Origin of the sequence: Streptomyces desertarenae (assembly GCF_042681365.1) — a bacterium.
In the GTDB taxonomy this organism is placed as follows: domain Bacteria; phylum Actinomycetota; class Actinomycetes; order Streptomycetales; family Streptomycetaceae; genus Streptomyces; species Streptomyces desertarenae.
In genome coordinates this window covers 384,241-402,492 of sequence record NZ_JBHUFU010000001.1, presented here as the reverse complement: position 1 = coordinate 402,492, position 18,252 = coordinate 384,241, and the positions used below count along the sequence as shown (strand labels likewise).

Sequence of the window (18,252 nt, the reverse complement as noted above, 5' to 3'; positions counted from 1 at the left end):
CACCGGAGGGGGGCAGGGGAGGGAGGGGAGGGGAAGGAGGGGGGAGGGGAGGCGCTCCGCACCGCGGCACCCTGCGGCTCCACGCCGCTCCGGCCCCGCGCGGGGCCGCCGCCCGCATCCGACGCGCCGTCAGCCCACCGTGCCGGACGGCCCGCCCGCAATTCCCTCGCCCGAACGAAGTGTTTCCATCGCTTCTCCGGAGGAAAAGGCAACAAATTCAGCCTCCCGCGTTCGGCTTTCCCGCCGGCGGGAAGAAGGGAGCCGAGCGACGGAGGAACAGGAGGAGCCATGCCGGGAAAGGAGCAATCCCGAAAACGCCTGTCGGTGCCTCCCCCGCAGACCGGGGACCAGGCCCGGGAGATCACGCGCGGCTTCCTGCGGGCGGTGCGGCCGGGCGCCGCGGCGGCCGACGTGGACGCCGTGCTGCTCGGTGTGTCGGAACTGGTCACCAACGCGGTCCGGCACGCCGGCGGGGTGACGGACTTCCTCCTGGAGCCCCGGCGCGGAGGCATCGTGGTGGCGGTCTCGGACGCCAGTGTCCGGCGGCCCAGGAAGGTGGAGATCAACCCCGCGGTGCCCGGTGGCTTCGGCTGGCTGCTGGTGCGCGAGCTGGCCTCCGAGGTGATCGTCACCCTCAGCCCCGGCAGGGGCAAGACGGTCCGCGCCGCGTTCCCCCTGCGCGCGTGACGCGGGAGCGGCACGGGAGCCGCGGGCCGGAGGAGTGGGGGCGAGGGCGGCCCGCACGGCGGACCGGGCGCCGTCGGCGCCCGGCCCGGCGCAGGGGCATGCCGCACGAGCCGCCGCCCGGCCCGCCGTGCGGAGGACCCGCGTGCGTGGACGGCCTCCCGCCGCCCGCCTGGCGGGGCCCTCCCCCACTCCTCCCCGGCCGTTGTTGCCACTGGGTTCCACTTGCGAGATAGTTGCAACAAGCGATGTGCGGCGGTCACCGCTCACGCGGCGCCACGCGGCCGCCAAGGGGCGCTCCGGCTTGCCGCTCGCGCCCCCGACGGCGTCCACCGCCGTCCCGCCCGTGATCGTCTTCTCACCCCACACGGAGCGGGCGCACGGAAGGCGGCCCCCCGCGAGGACATGACGCGCGGGGGGCCGTTCGCGCGCCGGGCTCAGCCCACCGGGGCCTGCGCGCGCACCTCCTCCAGGAGCTCCGTCCTCAGGTCGAGCACGAAGCCGCGGACGGACTCCTTGTGGGGCACGAAGGGGCTGGCCTGCACCCGGGCCATGGAGGCCCGGACGCTGTCGGCGGCGTCGGCGAAGCTGCCGGGCTCCCAGTCGGGCCTGACACCGGTGTCCCGCTCCACGGCGGCGAGGAACTCCTCGTCGGTGAAGGCGGCCATGCCGCAGTCGGTGTGGTGGATCAGGAGGATCTCCCGGGTGCCCAGGAGCCGCTGGCTGACGGCCAGGGAGCGGATGACGTCCTGGGTGACGATGCCTCCGGCGTTGCGGAAGACGTGCGAGTCGCCCGGGGAGAGCCCGAGGAGGGCGTACACGTCCAGCCGCGCGTCCATGCAGGTGACGACGGCGGTGCGGCGGGCGGGGGGCATGGGGAGCGGGTCCCCCGGGACCGCCGCGCGGGCGGAGTTGTGGGCGAGGTAGGCGTCGGTTGCGCTCTGCTGTGCGGACATGCGGTCACCGTTTCGCGGGATGGGGTGGCGGGGCGCTCGCCGAGGCGCCGGCGCGCAGCGCGGCGTTCTCGCGCTCGAGGTGCTCCAGGCGCCGCCGCAGGGGTTCGACGGCGTGCTCGACCTCCTCGGCGGTGTAGCGCGGGGTGATGTGCTGGGGGCAGTTCCAGTCGTAGGCCTCCACGGCGACGAGGATCAGGCGCTCCACGGGGCTGCGGACGCCGGCCGGGCTCAGCCTCTCGAGGAGGTCGCCCGCCTCGGGCGGGTCCACGGCGCGGGCCCGGCCGTAGACCTTCAGGCGGGCCTGCCGGGGGTAGTCCATGAACAGCAGGGAGACCCGGTCCTCGTGGTCGAGGTTGCCGACGGTGATGTACTGGCGGTTGCCGCGGTAGTCGACGAAGGCCAGGGTGCCGGGGTCCAGGAGGTGGACGAAGCCCGGCGGGCCGCCCCGGTGCTGGACGTAGGGCCAGCCGGTCTCGCCGATGCTGGCCATGTAGAAGCTGTCGCGCTCGGCGATGAACCCGGCTTCGTCGGGGCCGAGCAGATCCGCCTCCGCGGGGCCCTGCTCCATGCGGGCGTAGGCCCTGCGGCTGCGGTGCGCCTCCTGGTGGCGGCGGACGTTCCGGGTGAAGGCGACCTGGGCGTAGCGGCTGGTCATCGCGGTCCTCGAGACGGGGCGGCGGGCGGGGCGGGGCGGCGGGGCGGGCCGCCCGTCACCACCAGTAGGCGGGGTAGCGGGTGGCGGTGCGCAGCCGGCCGGTGGCGACGCCGACGGCGACCAGGAGCGCGGAGGCGGCGGCCAGCAGGACGAGGAAGATCAGCGGTTCGGGCGACTGGGCCACGACGATCACGGCGGTGGCCGCCGCGGGCGAGTGGGGCGTGCGGGCCAGCATCATCACGCCGAGCGCCAGACCGCCCGCCACGCCGGCCCCCCACGCGGAGCTCCCGGCCACCGCCAGGACGGCGAACCCGGTCAGTGCGGACAGCAACTGTCCGCCGATGACGCTGCGCGGCTGGGCGAGGGGCAGCGCGGGGGCCCCGAAGACCAGGGCGGAGCTGGCCGCGAGCGGGGGGATCAGCCAGACCTGGTCCAGCCAGGCGCCGATGGCCACCAGGAGGACGAGTCCGACGACCGAACCGGCGGTGGCCACGGCGACGGTGAGCGCGGCCGGGCGCGCGGGGGCCCGGCTGCTCAGCCGGGAGGGGGCGGTCTCCGGGGTCGGCTGGGCGGGGACCACCGGCTGGACGGCGGCCGGGTTCGGCGCGGTGCCGACGGACGGTTCTGTGGTCACGGGTACCTCCGAGTCGCTCGTCACGTGGTAATGGATTGAAAGGCATCTAATCCATTAGCTCGGGAGTATGGCATTATCGTCGGTGAAGCAACAACCCGGATCGGCAGGAGGGCGGCAGAGACGGAGAACAGGCAGACGCCCCGGCCTCCCCTGACCGGGGAACCGCTGGCGCTGGATCTGGTGAACACCACGTTCATCCGCGGCGGGCTGCGCGGCAGCCTGGTCGACGCGCTGGCCACACCGTCCGATCTGGACCTGTGGCTGGCGGAGCACGCGGAGGCGCTGCCCGACGGGCCGGCCGGGTGGACGTCCACCCCGGCCGCGGCCGTCCACCTGGACGGGTTCCGGCGGCTGCGCGAGGCACTGAGGGAGCTGTGCCGCGCCAGCGTGGCGGAGGAGCCCCGCGACGAGCGGGCGGTCGCGGTGGTGAACCGGTCCGCGAGGCTGGCCGTGAACTGGCCCGAGCTCGGGGGTCCGACCGAGCCCGGCCCCGTGGTGCGCTGGGCCGAGCCCGACCCCCACATGGTCCTGCTGGGCGCGGTGGCCGTCTCCGGCGTCGAACTGCTGGCGGGCCCGGTCCGGCACGACCTGCGCGCCTGCGCCGCCCCGGGCTGCATCCTGTACTTCGTCAGGAGCCACCGGCGCCGGGAGTGGTGCACCCCCGGCTGCGGCAACCGGGTGCGGGTCGCGCGCCACCACAGGCAGCGGCGGTCCTGAACCGCGACCGCCTCCGCCTCCCGGTCGCGGACCGGGAGGCGGAGGGGTGCCGGCCGCGGCACCGCCGGAGGGGCTCCGGGGCGCGCGGCCGGACGGGTCACTTCAGGGCGTTGGCGTAGACGTACTCGGCGAGCCGGTAGCCCTGCGCCAGCGCGGCCTCGTTGTCCATGCGGAAGTGGACGCCGGCGTACAGGCGGCTGTCGGCCTTCTCCTGGGCCGCCTGGGTCAGGCTGGTGAAGCTGCGCTTGACCCCGACGGCCTGCGGGTCGTCGGTGGTGCCGGTGAAGCTGATCTTGTCGGTGCCGTAGTAGGCCCGCAGGATGCCCGCCCAGGCCGCCGCGATGCCCGAGTGGCCGGAGGAGTAGGTCGGGAAGGACGGCGAGAAGTGCACGCCGGCCGGGGTGGAGGACAGCGGCTTCCAGTTCGGGTCGGCGACGGTCTTGTCCGTGTAGTCGGTGTCGGCGAGCTTGATCGCCGTCTCCGGGCGCCACAGGTTGGTGGTGTACTTCGAGTCCCAGATCGAGATGGCCGCGTCCGCCAGGCCGATGGACAGCAGGGCGAACAGCCTGGAGGTCTGGTACGAGGTGTCGTTGGGCCGCAGCTTCTGCTGGATGATGATGGCGTGCTCGTACTGCTGGCCCACCGGCTTGTAGGTGCCGTCGGCGTCGTTGGCCCAGAAGCGGGCGATCTCGGTCTGGTCGGCGGTGCGCTCGGTGGAGGTGGCGCCGCCCAGCCGCCTGACCTCGTCGACCTGCGCCGCGTAGGCGTCGCTGGCCAGGAGCTTCTCCATGGAGTCGAAGCCCAGCGGCGGGCCCGGGCGGAACTGCGAACCGCTCTGCAGCGCCCAGGGCTTGACCTTGCCCCAGTTGGCGCCGGCGGGTGCCGCGCCCGGGGTGGTGGGCCGCCAGTAGCCGGGCGCGTCGACCGGGACGTACGGCGTGGTGTCGTTCGAGCCGTCGTTGGCGCGGGCGGCGATGATGGCGTTGCCGACCTTGGTGCCCAGCTGCTTGCCGAAGTCCTTCTGCGTCTGGTTGCCGGCGTCGGGCAGGGAGAGGGCGGTGTTCAGCTCGTCGCTGAAGTCGAGCTGGGGGTAGGCCCCCTCCAGCGCGGTGTAGGCGGCGTAGTCCAGGCCGCTGTTGAGGGAACCGTGTCTCCACCGGGCCTCGGGGACGTCGGTCAGGTAGGGCTTGCCCGCTCCCGATATGGAGTTGGCGACGTCGTAGAGGGCCGTGTTGAGCATGGCGCCGCCGCGGGTGAGCGGACCGGGGTGGCCGCCCACCTGGCGGAAGGCGTCCAGGAGCACCCGGTTCCAGTAGATGACGCGGTCGGTCTTCTCCGGGCGGGCCTCCTCGGCGACCGCGGTGGAGGGCGCGACGGTGGCCAGGGCTCCGATCGCCAGGGCCGTCGCGGCGGCCCTGACCGTGGTACGGCGGCGCGCTGAAGCGATTCCGAACATGCGGATAGTCCTCTCGTGACTGGGGAGGGGCCCGTCGTGCGGACCGGCCCGGCGGCACCGGGACCGCCGGCGCCGGGCCGCGGCAGGGCCTCGCAGAGGACGCTAGCCGCGCAGGGAGCGCTCTCCGGGGCATGTCCTCGATGCCTGCGATCGGCCTCTCCGATGAGGGTCCGCGAGGTGTCATCGGCGTGCGGCGCATGTTGTCGACTAATGAATTTTTACCTCAGCATTGCCGTCCGGCGGCGGGACGGTCGTCACGGAGGGTCACCGACGCAGCGCCTCGCCTGGTGCCGGGCGACCCGTGCGCGGTTGCCGCAGCCGCTCGAGCACCACGCGCGGCGGGGGTGGTGGCGGTAGAAGAACAGCACGCACCCCGGGGCCCGGCAGCTGCGCAGCAGGGCGCCCTGCTCCCCCGCCAGCAGGAGCACCAGGCTCCGGGCGATCAGGGCCAGCGCGTGGGTGACGGCGTCGGTGGTGCAGAGGAACTCCGCGCCGGGCGCACGGGGGTCCTGCCAGACCAGGACGGGCCACGACTGGCACATGCTGGAAGCGCGGTTGACGTGGGCGACGTCCCACGGATCGGGGGCCTTGCGGTCCACCCGTGCCGCGATCAGGCGCCGGACGGTGTCGCGCAGGACGCGCGCGTGGCACAGCTGCTGGTCGCTGACGCGGACCGCCGCCTCCCCGCGCAGGGGCCCGGGGTCGGGGAACAGGCCCTGATGGCGCCGCAGCCACGTCTCCAGGTCGGCGGGACAGGCCAGGCCCTCCACCAGCGCCCCCCGGGAGGCGGAGAGCGTGTTGGCGAACTCCACGGGCAGCGGCTCGGCCTGCCCCGACCGGTTACTGCTGGTGACAACCGCTTTTGCCACTGTCATCTCCTAATGGTTCAATCGAGGTGCTAGCGTTTCACTAGTTGCGCAGGTACAGGCCAACATCGATCACAGGTTCGCTTCACGGGGACGGGGACATCGGGTCGGGGACGAGGTGCGGTCGGTGCGGCGGCCGGGCTGGGGCCGTCGGGCGCGGGGGACGCAGCCTGGACGGCGGCCTGCCGTCGCGCCGGCCGGGGCCGATGCCCGGGACGAGGTCCACCTGCGACCGTGCGGGCCGCCAGAGCAGCGCCATGGGGGAGCTCGCGTGGATTTTTCCGTCTATCAACTCAGAACTTTCTGGGAAGTAGCCAGGACCGGCAGCCTGACGAAAAGCGCCAAGAATCTCGGGTATTCCCAGTCAAGTGTGACAGCGCACGTGAGATCCCTGGAGAGCAGGGTGGGGTCACCGCTTTTCCACCGCCTGCCGCACGGTGTTCGCCTCACGGCCGCCGGCGAGACCTTCCGGGTCTACGTCGGGCGGATATTAAGTGTCATGGACGAGATGTCCGTCGCGCTCAAGAACAAGGGTGAGCCGACAGGGCGGGTCGTGGTGGGGGCGACCGCGCCCCTCATGGAGTACGAACTGCAGGAGATCCTCCGCGAGTGCCGCTACCGGTACCCCAGGATCCACCTCTCCCTGAAGGTGATGAGCACCAAGGACGTGGAGGCCGCGGTGGCCTCCGGCGGAGTGGACGTGGGGCTGACCTTCACCCGCGACACCAGGGAGCGGACGGGCGGGACGGACGGCGGCCTGCTGCGCGAGGTGCTCTTCTCCGTCCCCTTCGTCCCCGTCGGGCCGGCCGCCCACCGCGCGGGCGACCCCTCCCCCATGGACCGGGTCCTGGTGGTGGATCCCGACTGCGCCTCCCAGGAGATCCTCCCCCGGCACCTGGCGTCCCTGCTGGACGAGGCTCCGACCCTGATGGAGACCGGTTCCACCCGCGGCGCCCTCGGTCTGGCGAGCGGCGGGCTGGGCGTCGCCATGGTCCCGCAGGCCGCGGTCGGCTGCGGTTCGGCGCCGGACGGGCTGACGGTGATCGACTCCCTGCCCGGCGCCCTGGTCCACGTGCAGGCCCTGCTGCCGGACGGCGGCTGGCTCTCCCCCGCCGTCTCGGCCTTCCTGAGTGTGGCCCGCCGCGCGCGCGACGGCCGCCCCGCGGCCGTGCCGGGCCCGTCCGCCGTCCCGGTCCCGGCCTGACCGGCGGCCGGCGCCCCGGCGCCGGCCGCCCGCACCTCCCGCCGCCCGGCGCCCTCGGGTGCCGGGCGGCCGCGCGCCCCGCTCCGCACGGCGGGCGGGGCGCTCCCTTTTCGCAGCACCTTCCCGATCAATGCGTGAAAAGAGGTATCGGAAACACCGATACCGGAGATCAGCAGCTCTCCCGATAAGGCACCGCTGCCTAGATAGCCTCGTGTTCGAAGGTTTTCCCCAGGTATCGAGCCCTCTTCCCGAAAGACCTCCGGAGAGGCTCACGGCCTGCACGCGAACAAGAGGAAGAGATGTCCGACATCGAATTCATTCCCAATGTCTTCCGCAGCGGCTTCGAACTCACCGACCTCTCGTGGGTGCCCTGGAAGGAGCCCGGCCGGGTGGGGGTCGAGCACCACGTCCTGTGGGCCCCCGACGAGGAGAAGGGCGAGGACTCCGTCGGCCTGCTCCTGCGCTTCCCGCCCGGCGCCCACGGTGACTTCCACGAGCACCTGGGCTACGAGCTGATGCTCGTCCTCGACGGCGTCCTCGACCACAGCGACGGCGCCTCCTACACCAAGGGCGACCTGGTCGTCGAGGCCCCGGGCACCCGCCACCAGATGTCCAGCCGCGAGGGCTGCACCGTGCTGGCCATCCGCACGCGGCCCGCCGCCGCGCGCACCCCGGACCGGCCCATCCGGCCCGTCGCCGAGGCGGCCGCCGCCCAGGCATGACCCGCGCGGCCCCGGGACCGGGACTCCGCCCCGGAGCCGGCCCCGGGGCCCGGACCGGCCCACCGCGGCCCGCGCCCGCCCCGCACCGTTCACCACGTCCCGCCCACACCACGTCGCGCCACACCACGCCACGGGAGATAAGCACACCATGTCCGCTGCCGCCCCCACGGTGATCACCCCGGAGCCGCTTCCCGACACCACCGGCCCCCGCCGGGTGCTGGTCTCCAGCGTCTCCTCCGACTCCCACACCTGGAACCTGGTCTTCCTCCAGCTCCTGATCGAGGAGTACGGCCACTCCGTCACCAACATCGGCGCCTGCGTCCCGGACGACCTCCTGATCGCCGAATGCCGGCGTCACCGCCCCGACATGGTGGTCATCAGCAGTGTCAACGGGCACGGGCACCTCGACGGCCGCCGCCTCATCGCCCGGCTGCGCGCCGAGCCCGACCTGGCGGACCTGCCCGTGGTCATCGGCGGCAAGCTCGGCACCCGCGGGTCCGAGGGCGGCAGCCACACCCGGGCGCTGGTCGAGGCGGGGTTCGACGCGGTCTTCGAGGACTCCGTGGGCATCGGCGAGTTCCGCCGCTACCTGACCGCCCCCACCAGGCATGCCCTGCACCAGGCCGCCTCCGCGGCCCCGGCCCTGTGAGCGCGGTCGCCGGGCGCACCGGCCCCACCGGTTCGTTCGCCGCCGCCGTGGCCGCGGCGCGCTCGGCCGGGGAGCTGGTGGTCCAGCCCCGCATGGGGTTCCCCACCGTGGAGCAGATGGGCGCCGGCCTCCGGGCCGTCCACGGCGCCCGCGCCCGCACGGTGGGCACCATCACCCTGGACAGCTACACCCGGGTCGGCGACCACGCCTCCGCCGCACGCGCGCTGGAGAAGGGCGAGGAGCTCAACGGCTTCCCCATCGTCGCCCACGGGGGCGGAACCACCCGCGAGATGATCGCGGCGGCCGGCGCCGGGGACTTCGCGATCCAGGTGCGCCACGGCTCACCGCTGCCCCTGGGCATCGTCCGGGCCCTGATCGACGCCGGCCTCGACGCCACGGAGGGCGGGCCGGTCTCCTACTGCCTGCCCTACAGCCGCACCCCGCTGGTGGAGGCCGTCGACGCCTGGGCCCGCAGCTGCGAGGTCCTGGCCGAGCAGGTGCCCGGAGCCCACCTGGAGAGCTTCGGCGGCTGCATGCTCGGGCAGCTGTGCCCGCCGAGCCTGCTGGTGGCCCTGTCGGTCCTGGAGGGGATCTTCTTCCGCCGGCACGGCCTGCGCAGCATCTCCCTCAGCTACGCCCAGCAGACCAGCTTCCCCCAGGACGTGGCGGCGCTGGCCGCGCTGCGCCGGCTGGCCGGGGAGTACCTGGGGGACACCGACTGGCACGTGGTGCTCTACACCTACATGGGCGTCTTCCCGCGCACCGTCCCCGGGGCCCTGGCGCTGCTGCGCGAGAGCGCGCGCCTGGCCGCGGTGACCGGCACCGAGCGGCTCATCGTCAAGACGGCCGCCGAGGCCCACCGGATCCCCACGATCGAGGACAACGTCCACGCCCTGGAGACGGCGGCCGAGGCGGCCCGCACCGCGGTGGCCGGTCCGGCCGACCGCCCCGAGGAGGGCGAGGCGGAGCAACTCCTGGGCGAGGCCCGGGACATGGTGGAGGCCGTCCTGGAGCTCCACTCCGACATCGACCGGGCCCTCCCGGCGGCGTTCGCCCGGGGCTACCTCGACGTCCCCTACTGCCTGCACGCCGACAACGCCCAGCTCACCCGCAGCCACATCGACCACCGGGGCCGGCTGCGGTGGTCGTCGGCCGGCCGCATGCCCGTCCGGGACGTGCCGGGAGGCGCGACGTCGGTCGGCGCCGAGGAACTGCTCGGGATGCTCTCGCACGTGCAGAACACCTTCGACCGCGCGGCCCTGGACCCTGCGGCGGCACACGAACCCCTGCCGGCCGCGGGCCGGACCCGTCAGGAAGTGAAGTGAGGAACAGTGACCGGACTCCCGACTGATCCGCAGCCGCTCACCGTCGCGGTGATCGGCACCGGCCCGCGCGGACTGTCCGTGCTGGAGCGGCTCGCCGTCCGCCTGCGCGAGATGCCCGCGCCGCGCCGGAGACTGCGCGTCTACGCCATCGACGCGGTCGAGGTGGGCGCCGGCCGCGTGTGGCGCACCGACCAGCAGGACTGGTTCACCATGAACACCGTCGTCGGCCAGGTGACCATGTACTCCGGTGAGCCCGACGACGGCCCCGCCCGGCCGGGCGCTGGCCCCAGCCTGGGGCAGTGGATAGCCGAACGCGCCCGCACCCACGGCGAGGAGCCGCTCGGGCCGAACGACTACGCCTCCCGGCTGCGCTACGGGCAGTACCTGCGCTCGGTCTACCGCACGATCGCCGAGCACCTGCCCGAGGAGGCCGAGCTGATCCCGGTGCGCGACCGGATCGTCCGGGCGCGTCCCCGGCCGGGCGGCGGCTACGACCTGCTGCGCGAGGGCGACCCCGCCCCGCTCGCGGTCGACCGGCTCGTCCTGGCCACGGGCCACCCCCGCAACGAGCCCGACCCCTTCGAGCGGGAGATGCTCGGTTTCGCCGCCGGCCGCCCCGGGGTCCACTACCTGTGCGGCGACTCCGCCGCCGACCTCGACCTGGGGCCCGACACCATCCCGCCCGGCACGACCGTCGGCATCCTGGGCATGGGGCTGTCCTTCTACGACGTGATGGTCGCCCTCACCCTCGGCCGCGGCGGCACCTTCACCTCCCTGCCGGACGGCTCCCTGCGCTACGAGCCCAGCGGCCGCGAGCCGCACATCGTGGCCGGCTCCCGCAGCGGGCTGCCGATCCCGGCCCGCGGCAAGAACCAGAAGGAGCCCCACTACAGCCACCGGGCGCTCTTCCTCACCCCCCACGCCGTCGAGCAGGCCCGCAAGCGGCGCCTGGCGGAGACCGGGAGCGCCCGCCTGGACTTCGACGAGGACGTGCTGCCCCTGCTGCTGCGGGAGCTCGACCACGTCTACTGGACGGCCCACGTCACCGCCCGCGACGGCAGGGAGGCGGGCGAGCGGTTCGCCGACCGGCACGCCACCGTGCTGCTCGCCGGCGGCGACCCGGCCGAGGTGCTGCGCGAGGCCGGCCTCGACGGGATCCCGGCCCTCGACCTCCACCGCCTGGCCCGCCCCTTCGGCGACCGGCACTTCCCCGACCTGCAGTCCTTCCGCACCGAACTCCTGGAGGTCATGCGGCGGGACCTGGAGGAGGCGGACCTGGGCAACAGCGAGGGACCGCTCAAGGCCGCCCTGGACGTCCTGCGCGACATCCGCAACGTGGTGCGCGAGGCGGTCGACTACGGCGGGCTGCGCCCCTCCTCCCACCAGGAGGCCTTCCTGCGCCGCTTCCTGCCCGTCAACGCCCTGCTGTCGGCCGGGCCTCCCCGGTACCGGGTCCGCCAGCTGATGGCCCTGGTCGAGGCCGGGGTCGTGGAGGTCGCCGGCCCGGCCACCTCCTACACCGTGGACGAGGAGGCGGGCGGCTTCCGCGTCGCCTCCCCGCGGGTGGCCGGCTCCGCCCGGACGGCGCAGGTGCTGATAGACGCCCGCATCCCCACCCCGGACCTGCGCCGGGACACCTCCCCCCTCGTCCGCGCGCTGCTGGCCGACGGCCTGGTCTCGGAGTACGTGGTCGAGGACGCCGTCCACGGCGAGCGGTTCGAGACCGGCGGACTCGCCGTCACCCGCGCCCCGTTCCACGTCGTGGACGCCGCCGGCCGGGTGCGCACCGACCTGTACGCGCTGGGCATCCCCACCGAGCACACCCGCTGGTTCACCCAGGTCGGCAGCAGCCGCCCGGGGATGCGCACCCTGTTCTACCGGGACGCCGACGCCATCGCCGCGGACCTCCTCGCCGGCGCTCCCGAGGAGCCCTCCTCCGACGGGCGCGCGCTCGTCGGCGCCGCCCCGGGGGCACCGGCCGAAGGGGGGCGGGCATGACGCTCGGGACTCCGGGGCTGCTCTTCCGGCAGGCCCGCGACACCCTCCTGCGGCACCGCGAGGACCTGGAGGCCGCCCGCCGGGAGTTCACCTGGCCCCGGCCGGAGACCTTCAACTGGGCCCTGGACTGGTTCGACCCGATGGCCCGCGACAACCACCGCCCCGCCCTGCGGGTGATCGGCGAGGGGGGCGACGAGGAGCTGACCTTCGCCCAGCTGGCGCGGCGCTCCGACCAGGTGGCCAACTGGCTGCGCGAGCGCGGTGTGCGCCGCGGCGACCCGGTGCTGGTGGTCCTGGACAACCGGCCCGCCCTGTGGGAGACGGTGCTGGCCTCGATCAAGCTCGGCGCGGTGGTGGTCCCCACCTACGTCACGGCCTCCCCGGCCGAGCTGGCCGACCGCATCACCCGCGCCGGGGTGCGGCACGTGGTGGCCGAGGCCGCCCTGGCCCCGCGGTTCGACGGGCTGCCGGGCGAGTGGAGCAGGATCTCGGTGGGCGGCGAGCCCGCGGGCTGGACCGACCACCGGCACTCCCGGTCCGCGGCCGGCACCTTCCGGCCGGACGCGCCCACCGCCGCCGACGACCCGCTGTTCTGCTACTTCACCTCGGGCACGACCTCGCTGCCGAAGATGGTCCTCCACACCCATCTGAGCTATCCCGTGGGCCACCTCTCCGGCATGTACTGGAACGGCCTGCGGCCCGGCGACGTCCACCTCAACATCTCGGCGCCGGGCTGGGCGAAGCACGCCTGGAGCTCGTTCTTCGTCCCGTGGAACGCCGAGGCGCAGATCGTCGCCCTGGCGTCCGGCCACAGCGGCCCCGAGCGCATCCTGGAGGTGCTGCACAGCCGGGAGGTGACCTCGTTCTGCGCGCCCCCCAGCGTGTGGCGCGCCCTGGTGCGGCACGGCATCGGGCAGCGCCCGCCCGTGCTGCGCGAGGCCACCAGCGCCGGGGAGCCGCTGGACCCGGAGGTCTTCCGCACGGTCCGGGAGGCCTGGGGGGTCGAGGTCCGGGACGGCTACGGCCAGACCGAGACCACCGCGCAGCTCGGCACCCCGCCCGGGCGTCCGGCGGTGCCCGGGCGCATGGGCTGGCCGATGCCCGGCTACCGGGCGGTCGTCGTCCACCCCGAGACGGGCGACCGGCTGCCGCCGGGGGAGACCGGCGAGCTCTGCGTCGACCTGGCGGACCGGCCCGTCGGCGTGATGGCCGGTTACGCGGGCGACGACCGGCGCACGGCGGCCGCCTTCGCCGGCGGCCTGTACCACACCGGCGACCTGGTGGTGGGCGAGGCCGACGGGAGCTTCCGCTACGTCGGGCGGGCCGACGACATGTTCAAGTCCTTCGACCACCGCATCTCGCCGCTGGAGCTGGAGCGCGTGCTGCTGGCCCACCCCGCGGTCGCCGACGCGGCCGTGGTGCCGCACCCCCACCCGATCGGGCAGTGGGTGGCCAAGGCGTTCGTGGTCCCGGCGCCCCCGCACCCGGCCGACACGGCCACGGCGGAGGCCCTCTTCGGCCACCTCGACCGGGAGCTGCCCCCGCAGAAGCAGGTGCACCTGCTCACCTTCACCGACCGGCTGCCGCGCACCGCGTCGGGGAAGGTCCGCCGGGCCGAGCTGCGCGGACGCTCCGAGACCGCCGACTTCCACCGGGAGAAGCCCCCGGCGGCGGCCACCACCGGGTGAGCCGGGCCGCCGGCCGTCCGGCCGGCGCCGGAGCACGGCGCCGGCCGGACGGCACCGCCGCAGGGACCACACCACCGCACGACGGAGGAACCATGGACACGTCCGCACCGGCCGGCACCGCCGCCCTCGTCGCACGCGTCGCCGCCGCGCAGGAGGAGCTGCGGGCCGCGGTGGCCTCGCTGGGCGACGCCGGCCTGGCCGCGGCCTCGGCCCTGCCGGGCTGGACGCGCGGCCACGTCTGCGCCCACGTCGCCCGCAACGCCGACGGGCTGCGCAACCTCCTCACCTGGGCGGAGACCGGCGTGCCCCGCCCCATGTACGCCGGGAACGGCGCGCGCGAGGCCGACATCGAGCGGGACGCGCACCGCCCCGCCGCCGTGCACCTGGCGGACCTGGCCCGTTCCGGGGAGGAGTTCGTCGAGCACGCGCGGCGGCTGGACGACGGCGCGTGGGCGGCCGAGGTCGTCCTGCGCAACGGCGACCGGCTGCCGGCCCGCGCCCTGCCGGGGCACCGGCTGCGCGAGGTGCTGATCCACCACGTGGACCTGGCGGCCGGGTACACGCCGGCCGACTGGCCGGACGAGGACGCGCGGTTCCTGCTGGCCTCCCTGGTGGAGGCCTGGTCCGGCCGCCGGGACTGCCCGCCCCTGGAGCTGCACGTGGCGGGGACCGGTGAGCGGCTCGCCACGGGGGCCGGCTCCGGCTCCCCGGAGCGGGTGACGGGTCCCGCGTACGCCCTGGCGGCCTGGCTGGCGGGCCGCGACCACGGCGGCGCGCTGCGGTGCGCCTCCGGCGGACTCCCCCGGCTGCCCGCCTGGATGTGAGGGCCCGAAGGCCCCGCGGCCGGTACCGGAGAGCGTTCCGGTACCGGCCGTTCCGCCGTCTCCGGGCCCGGCCGGCCCGGAGGCGCGCTACTCCCGGCCCTCGCGCCGGCGGGTGCGCGCGTAGTGCCGCGAGGCCTTGGCGCGGTTGCCGCAGCCGGCCATGGAGCACCAGCGGCGGGTGCCGTTCCGGGAGACGTCGTAGAAGTGCAGGATGCACTCGTCGTTGGCGCAGGCCCGGATCCGGTCGGGAGCGGTGCGCACCAGGCGCAGGTAGTCGTCCGCGGCCAGCCAGGCCGCCAGCCAGGCCGGGGCGTCGGTCTCGACCTGCTCGGCCGGTCCGTCGGGGCCGAGGGTGCGCAGGACGCGCCCGTGCGCCAGGACGGCGTTGAGCCCGTCCCTGGCCCGGCGGTCGCCGGGGTCGGCGACGACGGCCTCCAGCGCCTCGCGGGCGGTGAGGGCGGCCTCCAGGGCGGCCGGGGTGGCGCCGGCCCTCTCCAGCAGGCCGTGGCCGGCCAGCCAGACGCCGAACCCGCCGGTGTCGCTCAGCAGGTCGTGCCGGACCCCGTCGTCGATCCACCGCGTGTTGAGCAGGTCCAGGGCGAGCGGCTCACCCTGGAGCGGTCTGGGATCGGCGCCGGCCGCCGCGGGCGGAGGGCTCGTGTCCCCCGTAGCGGTTCCCATGCGAGCTCCTTCCGTCGGCCGTTCACCACCAGTCTAACCGTCTATCGCTCCGTAAGGAGTTGACCTTTCCTCGTTCTAACCCTTAAAGTCACTGACAACGGTTAGTTCGGGGGGGTCCCGAACGCCGCGTTGGAGGTAATCCCGTCATGTCCGCAACCGCCGCCCCCACCGCCCTGCAGACCGGGCACATCGGCCTGAACGTCACCGACCTGGACCGTTCGCTGGACTTCTACCGGAAGGTCTTCGGTTTCGAGGTCCAGGGAGAGGGCCGCGAGCCCGGCCGCGCCTTCGCCTTCCTCGGCCGCGAGGGCCGCCTCATGGTGACCCTGTGGCAGCAGAGCGAGGGCGGGTACGCCCCCGGCCTCCCCGGCCTGCACCACCTGTCCTTCCAGGTCGAGACGATCGAGGAGGTGCGCTCGGCCGAGGAGGTCCTGCGCAGCCTGGGTGCCGAGTTCCAGTACGACGGCGTCGTCCCCCACGGCGAGGGCGCCGCCTCCGGTGGGATTTTCTTCACCGACCCCGACGGCATCCGCCTGGAGATCTACGCCCCGACCGGCGCCGACTCCGCCCCGGCGCCCGTCGCCTCCGCCCCCACCTGCGGTTTCTTCTAAGCCGCCACCCCACGGCCGGGGGCTGCCGCCCTCACTCTCCCCGACCGGCGGCACCCCCCGGCCCCCTCCCCGCCCGCCCCACCGCACCGCCCGCCGAGGAGCGACCACAGTGACCGGCCCCTACCACCGCGGCGAGCACGAGGCCCAGCGGCGCGCCGGCCTCCGGGAGGAGGCCGAGGTCTCCGGACGCGCGATCCGCGACACCGTGCCGCCCGTCGCGGCCTCCTTCCTCACCCAGCAGCGCCTGCTGGTCGTCGGGGCCGCCGACGACCGCGGCGACGTCTGGGCCACCGTGCTCACCGGCCCCGCGGGATTCCTCCGCGCCCCGGACGAGCACCGCCTGTCCATCGCGGCCCGCCCGGCCCCGGAGGACCCCCTGGCGGCCGCCCTGGAGCGGCCGGTCCACCTGGGGATGCTCGCCATCGAGGCCGCCACCCGGCGGCGCATGCGGATGAACGGCACGGCGCGCCCGCAGGGCGACGGCCTCCTCGTCGACCTCGACCAGGTGGTCGCCAACTGCCCCAAGTACATCCAGAAGCGCACCCCGCCGGAGGCGGACGCCGCCCCGCCGCAGGCGGGGACGCCCCAGGCCCGCAGGAGCGACCGGCTCGACGACGGCCAGCAGCGGTTCCTCACCGGCGCCGACACCTTCTTCATCGCCACCGCCGACGAGCACGGCCGCGCCGACGCCTCCCACCGCGGCGGCAACCCGGGCTTCCTCCAGGTCCTGTCGCCCACCCGGCTCCGCTGGCCCGACTACACGGGCAACGCGATGTTCCTGACCCTGGGCAACCTGCTGGTCAACCCCCGCGCCGGCCTGGTGGTCCCGGACTACGCGACCGGCACCACCCTCCACCTCACCGGCACCGCGCAGACCGTCTGGGACGCCGGGGAGACCGAGGGCGCCGCGCTCGCCGGAACCGGCCGCCTGGTCGAGTTCACCGTCACCGGCGTCGCCGAGCTCCCCGGCACCCTGCCCGCCGGCTGGAGCCCGCCCGCGGCCTCGCGCTTCAACCCTCCCGTGCCGGCGGCCGGCGCGCGGGGCGCCGCCTGACGCCCCGCCCGCCGCCGCGGCAGCCACCGACAACGCCACCACCAGGAGTGCCCCGTGCGCATCCACGTCGACATGAACCGCTGCGAGAGCCACGGACAGTGCGTCTTCGCCGCCCCCGACCACTTCTCCTTCGACGAGGACGACAACCTCCTCGTCCGCGAGGAGGTGCCCGAGGACGAGGACGTCCGCGCCGCCGTCCGCGAGGCCGCGGCCGCCTGCCCCGTGCGGGCCGTCTCGCTGCACGACTCCGGAGCCGGCGCATGACCCCTCGCCGCATCGTCGTCGTCGGCGCCTCCCTGGCGGGCACCCGGACCGCCCGCGCCCTGCGGGAGCAGGGGTTCGACGGCGAACTGACCCTCGTGGGCGACGAGCCCCACCCCCCTTACGACCGGCCCCCGCTGTCCAAGCAGGTCCTGGCCGGGACCTGGGAGGCGGACGACATCGCCCTGCCCTCCACCGGCGACCTCGACGTGGAGGAGCGCACCGGCACCGCCACCGCGCTGGACCTGGCGGACCGCACGCTCCACCTCGCCGACGGCGGCCGCCTGCCCTGGGACGGCCTGGTCGTCGCCACCGGCGCGGCCGCCCGCCCGTGGCCGGGGCCGGTGCCCGGCGGCGTGCACACGCTGCGGACCCTCGACGACGCCCGCGCGCTGCGCCGGGAGCTCACCTCCCCGGGAGCCCGGCTGCTCGTCGTCGGCGCCGGCTTCCTCGGCTCCGAGGTCGCCGCCACGGCGGCGGAGGCCGGCGTGGCGGTGACCCTCGTGGAGGCCGAGGAGGTGCCCATGGCGCGTGCGGTGGGCACCGCCGTCGGCGGCTTCGTCGCCCGGCTGCACCGCGAGGCGGGCATCGACCTGCGCACCGGCACCACCGTCCGGTCCTTCACCGGCGCCGACCGCGTCACCGGCGCCCTCCTGGGCGACGGCACCCACGTGCCGGCCACCGCCGTGCTCCTGGCGCTGGGCGCCGTGCCCAACACCGCCTGGCTGCGCGGCAGCGGGGTGCTCCTGGACGGTGCCGTCGTCTGCGACGCGCACGGCCGCGTCCTGACCGCGGACGGCACGGCGCTGCGGAACGTCGTCGCCGTCGGCGACGTGTCCCGCCGGCCGTGCCCGCCGGCCGGCGGGACGCTCCACCTGGGGCACTGGAGCGCCGCGGTGGAGCACGCCGCCGCGGCGGCCCGCGTCCTGCTGCACTCCGGCGGGGACGGCGGCCTTCCCGAACTCCCCGCCGCGGTGCCCTCGTTCTGGTCCGACCAGCACGGCGTCCGCATCCGCTCGCTGGGGCTGCCGCACCTGGCCGACGAGGCCCGGACGGTCGAGTACGACGTGCCCGGCCGACACCTGGAGGTCTCCTACCACCGCGGCGGCGAACTGGTCGGCGCCCTCACCGTCAACCGCGCACGGCGGCTCGCCGCCTACCGCCCGCTGCTGCTCGGGGCCCGGCGCGGCGCCCCCGTCCCGGCGGCCTGACGCGGCGCCCCGGCACCGGCGCGGGAGCGCCCCCGCGCCGGAAACGCGGAACGGCC

Annotated in this window: 19 protein-coding genes; 13 read left to right on the top strand and 6 right to left on the bottom strand. The window is 75.1% G+C overall.

The window, feature by feature from the left end:
- Positions 1-288 precede the first annotated feature (288 nt).
- Positions 289-687: an ATP-binding protein gene (locus ACFSJS_RS01775; RefSeq protein WP_380895896.1), complete on the top strand. Its 399-nt coding sequence runs from the start codon at positions 289-291 to the stop codon at positions 685-687.
- A gap of 434 nt (positions 688-1,121) precedes the next feature.
- Here the strand turns inward: ACFSJS_RS01775 and ACFSJS_RS01770 are convergent, their stop codons facing one another.
- From ACFSJS_RS01770 to ACFSJS_RS01760, 3 genes are read right to left on the bottom strand one after another with little or no spacing between them, the layout of a single operon-like run.
- Positions 1,122-1,640, bottom strand: coding sequence for a beta-class carbonic anhydrase (locus ACFSJS_RS01770; protein ID WP_380895894.1), 519 nt, complete (start codon positions 1,638-1,640; stop codon positions 1,122-1,124).
- Positions 1,641-1,644: 4 nt separating this feature from the next.
- Positions 1,645-2,295 carry a pyridoxamine 5'-phosphate oxidase family protein gene (locus tag ACFSJS_RS01765; protein ID WP_380895892.1) on the bottom strand — a complete coding sequence of 217 codons (651 nt, stop codon included), beginning with the start codon at positions 2,293-2,295 and terminating at the stop codon, positions 1,645-1,647.
- A 55-nt stretch (positions 2,296-2,350) separates the two neighbouring features.
- Complete coding sequence (locus tag ACFSJS_RS01760; protein ID WP_380895890.1) at positions 2,351-2,929, bottom strand: HPP family protein; 579 nt, start codon at positions 2,927-2,929, stop codon at positions 2,351-2,353.
- A gap of 72 nt (positions 2,930-3,001) precedes the next feature.
- Between ACFSJS_RS01760 and ACFSJS_RS01755 the strand changes: the two genes are divergently transcribed.
- Complete coding sequence (locus tag ACFSJS_RS01755) at positions 3,002-3,646, top strand: CGNR zinc finger domain-containing protein (RefSeq protein WP_380896755.1); 645 nt, start codon at positions 3,002-3,004, stop codon at positions 3,644-3,646.
- Positions 3,647-3,743: 97 nt separating this feature from the next.
- Here ACFSJS_RS01755 and ACFSJS_RS01750 read toward each other — a convergent pair whose 3' ends face one another.
- A complete protein-coding gene (locus tag ACFSJS_RS01750) occupies positions 3,744-5,102 on the bottom strand; it encodes a vanadium-dependent haloperoxidase (protein WP_380895888.1) in 1,359 nt (452 codons plus the stop codon).
- A gap of 254 nt (positions 5,103-5,356) precedes the next feature.
- Positions 5,357-5,971, bottom strand: coding sequence for a CGNR zinc finger domain-containing protein (locus tag ACFSJS_RS01745; RefSeq protein WP_380895886.1), 615 nt, complete (start codon positions 5,969-5,971; stop codon positions 5,357-5,359).
- 115 nt (positions 5,972-6,086) lie between these two features.
- Between ACFSJS_RS01745 and ACFSJS_RS01740 the strand changes: the two genes are divergently transcribed.
- The 7 genes from ACFSJS_RS01740 (at position 6,087) to ACFSJS_RS01710 (ending at position 14,378) form a co-directional block, all read left to right on the top strand.
- A complete protein-coding gene (locus ACFSJS_RS01740; protein WP_380895885.1) occupies positions 6,087-7,172 on the top strand; it encodes a LysR family transcriptional regulator in 1,086 nt (361 codons plus the stop codon).
- A 299-nt stretch (positions 7,173-7,471) separates the two neighbouring features.
- Positions 7,472-7,894, top strand: a complete 423-nt coding sequence (locus ACFSJS_RS01735) for a cupin domain-containing protein (protein ID WP_380895883.1) — start codon at positions 7,472-7,474, stop codon at positions 7,892-7,894.
- Positions 7,895-8,042: 148 nt separating this feature from the next.
- Positions 8,043-8,543 (top strand): cobalamin B12-binding domain-containing protein, encoded by a 501-nt coding sequence (locus tag ACFSJS_RS01730; protein WP_380895881.1) that lies wholly within the window; start codon positions 8,043-8,045, stop codon positions 8,541-8,543.
- Complete coding sequence (locus ACFSJS_RS01725) at positions 8,540-9,868, top strand: methylaspartate mutase (RefSeq protein ID WP_380895879.1); 1,329 nt, start codon at positions 8,540-8,542, stop codon at positions 9,866-9,868. Before ACFSJS_RS01730 ends, ACFSJS_RS01725 begins: the two co-directional genes overlap by 4 nt.
- A 6-nt stretch (positions 9,869-9,874) precedes the next feature.
- A complete protein-coding gene (locus ACFSJS_RS01720; protein ID WP_380895877.1) occupies positions 9,875-11,866 on the top strand; it encodes an FAD/NAD(P)-binding protein in 1,992 nt (663 codons plus the stop codon).
- Entirely contained in the window at positions 11,863-13,554 is a 1,692-nt protein-coding gene (locus ACFSJS_RS01715) for an AMP-binding protein (RefSeq protein WP_380895876.1), read from the top strand. The genes ACFSJS_RS01720 and ACFSJS_RS01715 overlap by 4 nt, the downstream gene beginning before the upstream one ends.
- 92 nt (positions 13,555-13,646) lie before the next feature.
- A complete protein-coding gene (locus ACFSJS_RS01710; RefSeq protein WP_380895874.1) occupies positions 13,647-14,378 on the top strand; it encodes a maleylpyruvate isomerase family mycothiol-dependent enzyme in 732 nt (243 codons plus the stop codon).
- A gap of 87 nt (positions 14,379-14,465) precedes the next feature.
- Here the strand turns inward: ACFSJS_RS01710 and ACFSJS_RS01705 are convergent, their stop codons facing one another.
- Positions 14,466-15,059, bottom strand: coding sequence for a CGNR zinc finger domain-containing protein (locus ACFSJS_RS01705; RefSeq protein ID WP_380895873.1), 594 nt, complete (start codon positions 15,057-15,059; stop codon positions 14,466-14,468).
- Positions 15,060-15,205: 146 nt separating this feature from the next.
- On the opposite strand from ACFSJS_RS01705, the gene ACFSJS_RS01700 reads away from it, so the two are divergent.
- From ACFSJS_RS01700 to ACFSJS_RS01685, 4 genes are all read left to right on the top strand, one after another.
- Positions 15,206-15,670, top strand: coding sequence for a VOC family protein (locus tag ACFSJS_RS01700; protein WP_380895871.1), 465 nt, complete (start codon positions 15,206-15,208; stop codon positions 15,668-15,670).
- A 109-nt stretch (positions 15,671-15,779) separates the two neighbouring features.
- Complete coding sequence (locus ACFSJS_RS01695) at positions 15,780-16,724, top strand: pyridoxamine 5'-phosphate oxidase family protein (RefSeq protein ID WP_380895869.1); 945 nt, start codon at positions 15,780-15,782, stop codon at positions 16,722-16,724.
- Positions 16,725-16,778: 54 nt separating this feature from the next.
- Positions 16,779-16,988, top strand: coding sequence for a ferredoxin (locus ACFSJS_RS01690; protein WP_380895867.1), 210 nt, complete (start codon positions 16,779-16,781; stop codon positions 16,986-16,988).
- On the top strand, positions 16,985-18,196 hold the full coding sequence (locus ACFSJS_RS01685) for an NAD(P)/FAD-dependent oxidoreductase (protein ID WP_380895865.1): 1,212 nt from the start codon (positions 16,985-16,987) through the stop codon (positions 18,194-18,196). Before ACFSJS_RS01690 ends, ACFSJS_RS01685 begins: the two co-directional genes overlap by 4 nt.
- Positions 18,197-18,252: the final 56 nt, after the last annotated feature.

Excerpts from the sequence above, each read along its gene's own strand:
- ACFSJS_RS01775 (WP_380895896.1), top strand. The coding sequence starts at position 289 with ATGCCGGGAAAGGAGCAATCCCGAAAACGCCTGTCGGTGCCTCCCCCG.
- ACFSJS_RS01730 (WP_380895881.1), top strand. The coding sequence starts at position 8,043 with ATGTCCGCTGCCGCCCCCACGGTGATCACCCCGGAGCCGCTTCCCGAC.
- ACFSJS_RS01685 (WP_380895865.1), top strand. The coding sequence starts at position 16,985 with ATGACCCCTCGCCGCATCGTCGTCGTCGGCGCCTCCCTGGCGGGCACC.
- ACFSJS_RS01705 (WP_380895873.1), bottom strand. The coding sequence starts at position 15,059 with ATGGGAACCGCTACGGGGGACACGAGCCCTCCGCCCGCGGCGGCCGGC.
- ACFSJS_RS01700 (WP_380895871.1), top strand. The coding sequence starts at position 15,206 with ATGTCCGCAACCGCCGCCCCCACCGCCCTGCAGACCGGGCACATCGGC.
- ACFSJS_RS01765 (WP_380895892.1), bottom strand. The coding sequence starts at position 2,295 with ATGACCAGCCGCTACGCCCAGGTCGCCTTCACCCGGAACGTCCGCCGC.
- ACFSJS_RS01710 (WP_380895874.1), top strand. The coding sequence starts at position 13,647 with ATGGACACGTCCGCACCGGCCGGCACCGCCGCCCTCGTCGCACGCGTC.
- ACFSJS_RS01750 (WP_380895888.1), bottom strand. The coding sequence starts at position 5,102 with ATGTTCGGAATCGCTTCAGCGCGCCGCCGTACCACGGTCAGGGCCGCC.
- ACFSJS_RS01715 (WP_380895876.1), top strand. The coding sequence starts at position 11,863 with ATGACGCTCGGGACTCCGGGGCTGCTCTTCCGGCAGGCCCGCGACACC.
- ACFSJS_RS01770 (WP_380895894.1), bottom strand. The coding sequence starts at position 1,640 with ATGTCCGCACAGCAGAGCGCAACCGACGCCTACCTCGCCCACAACTCC.
- ACFSJS_RS01735 (WP_380895883.1), top strand. The coding sequence starts at position 7,472 with ATGTCCGACATCGAATTCATTCCCAATGTCTTCCGCAGCGGCTTCGAA.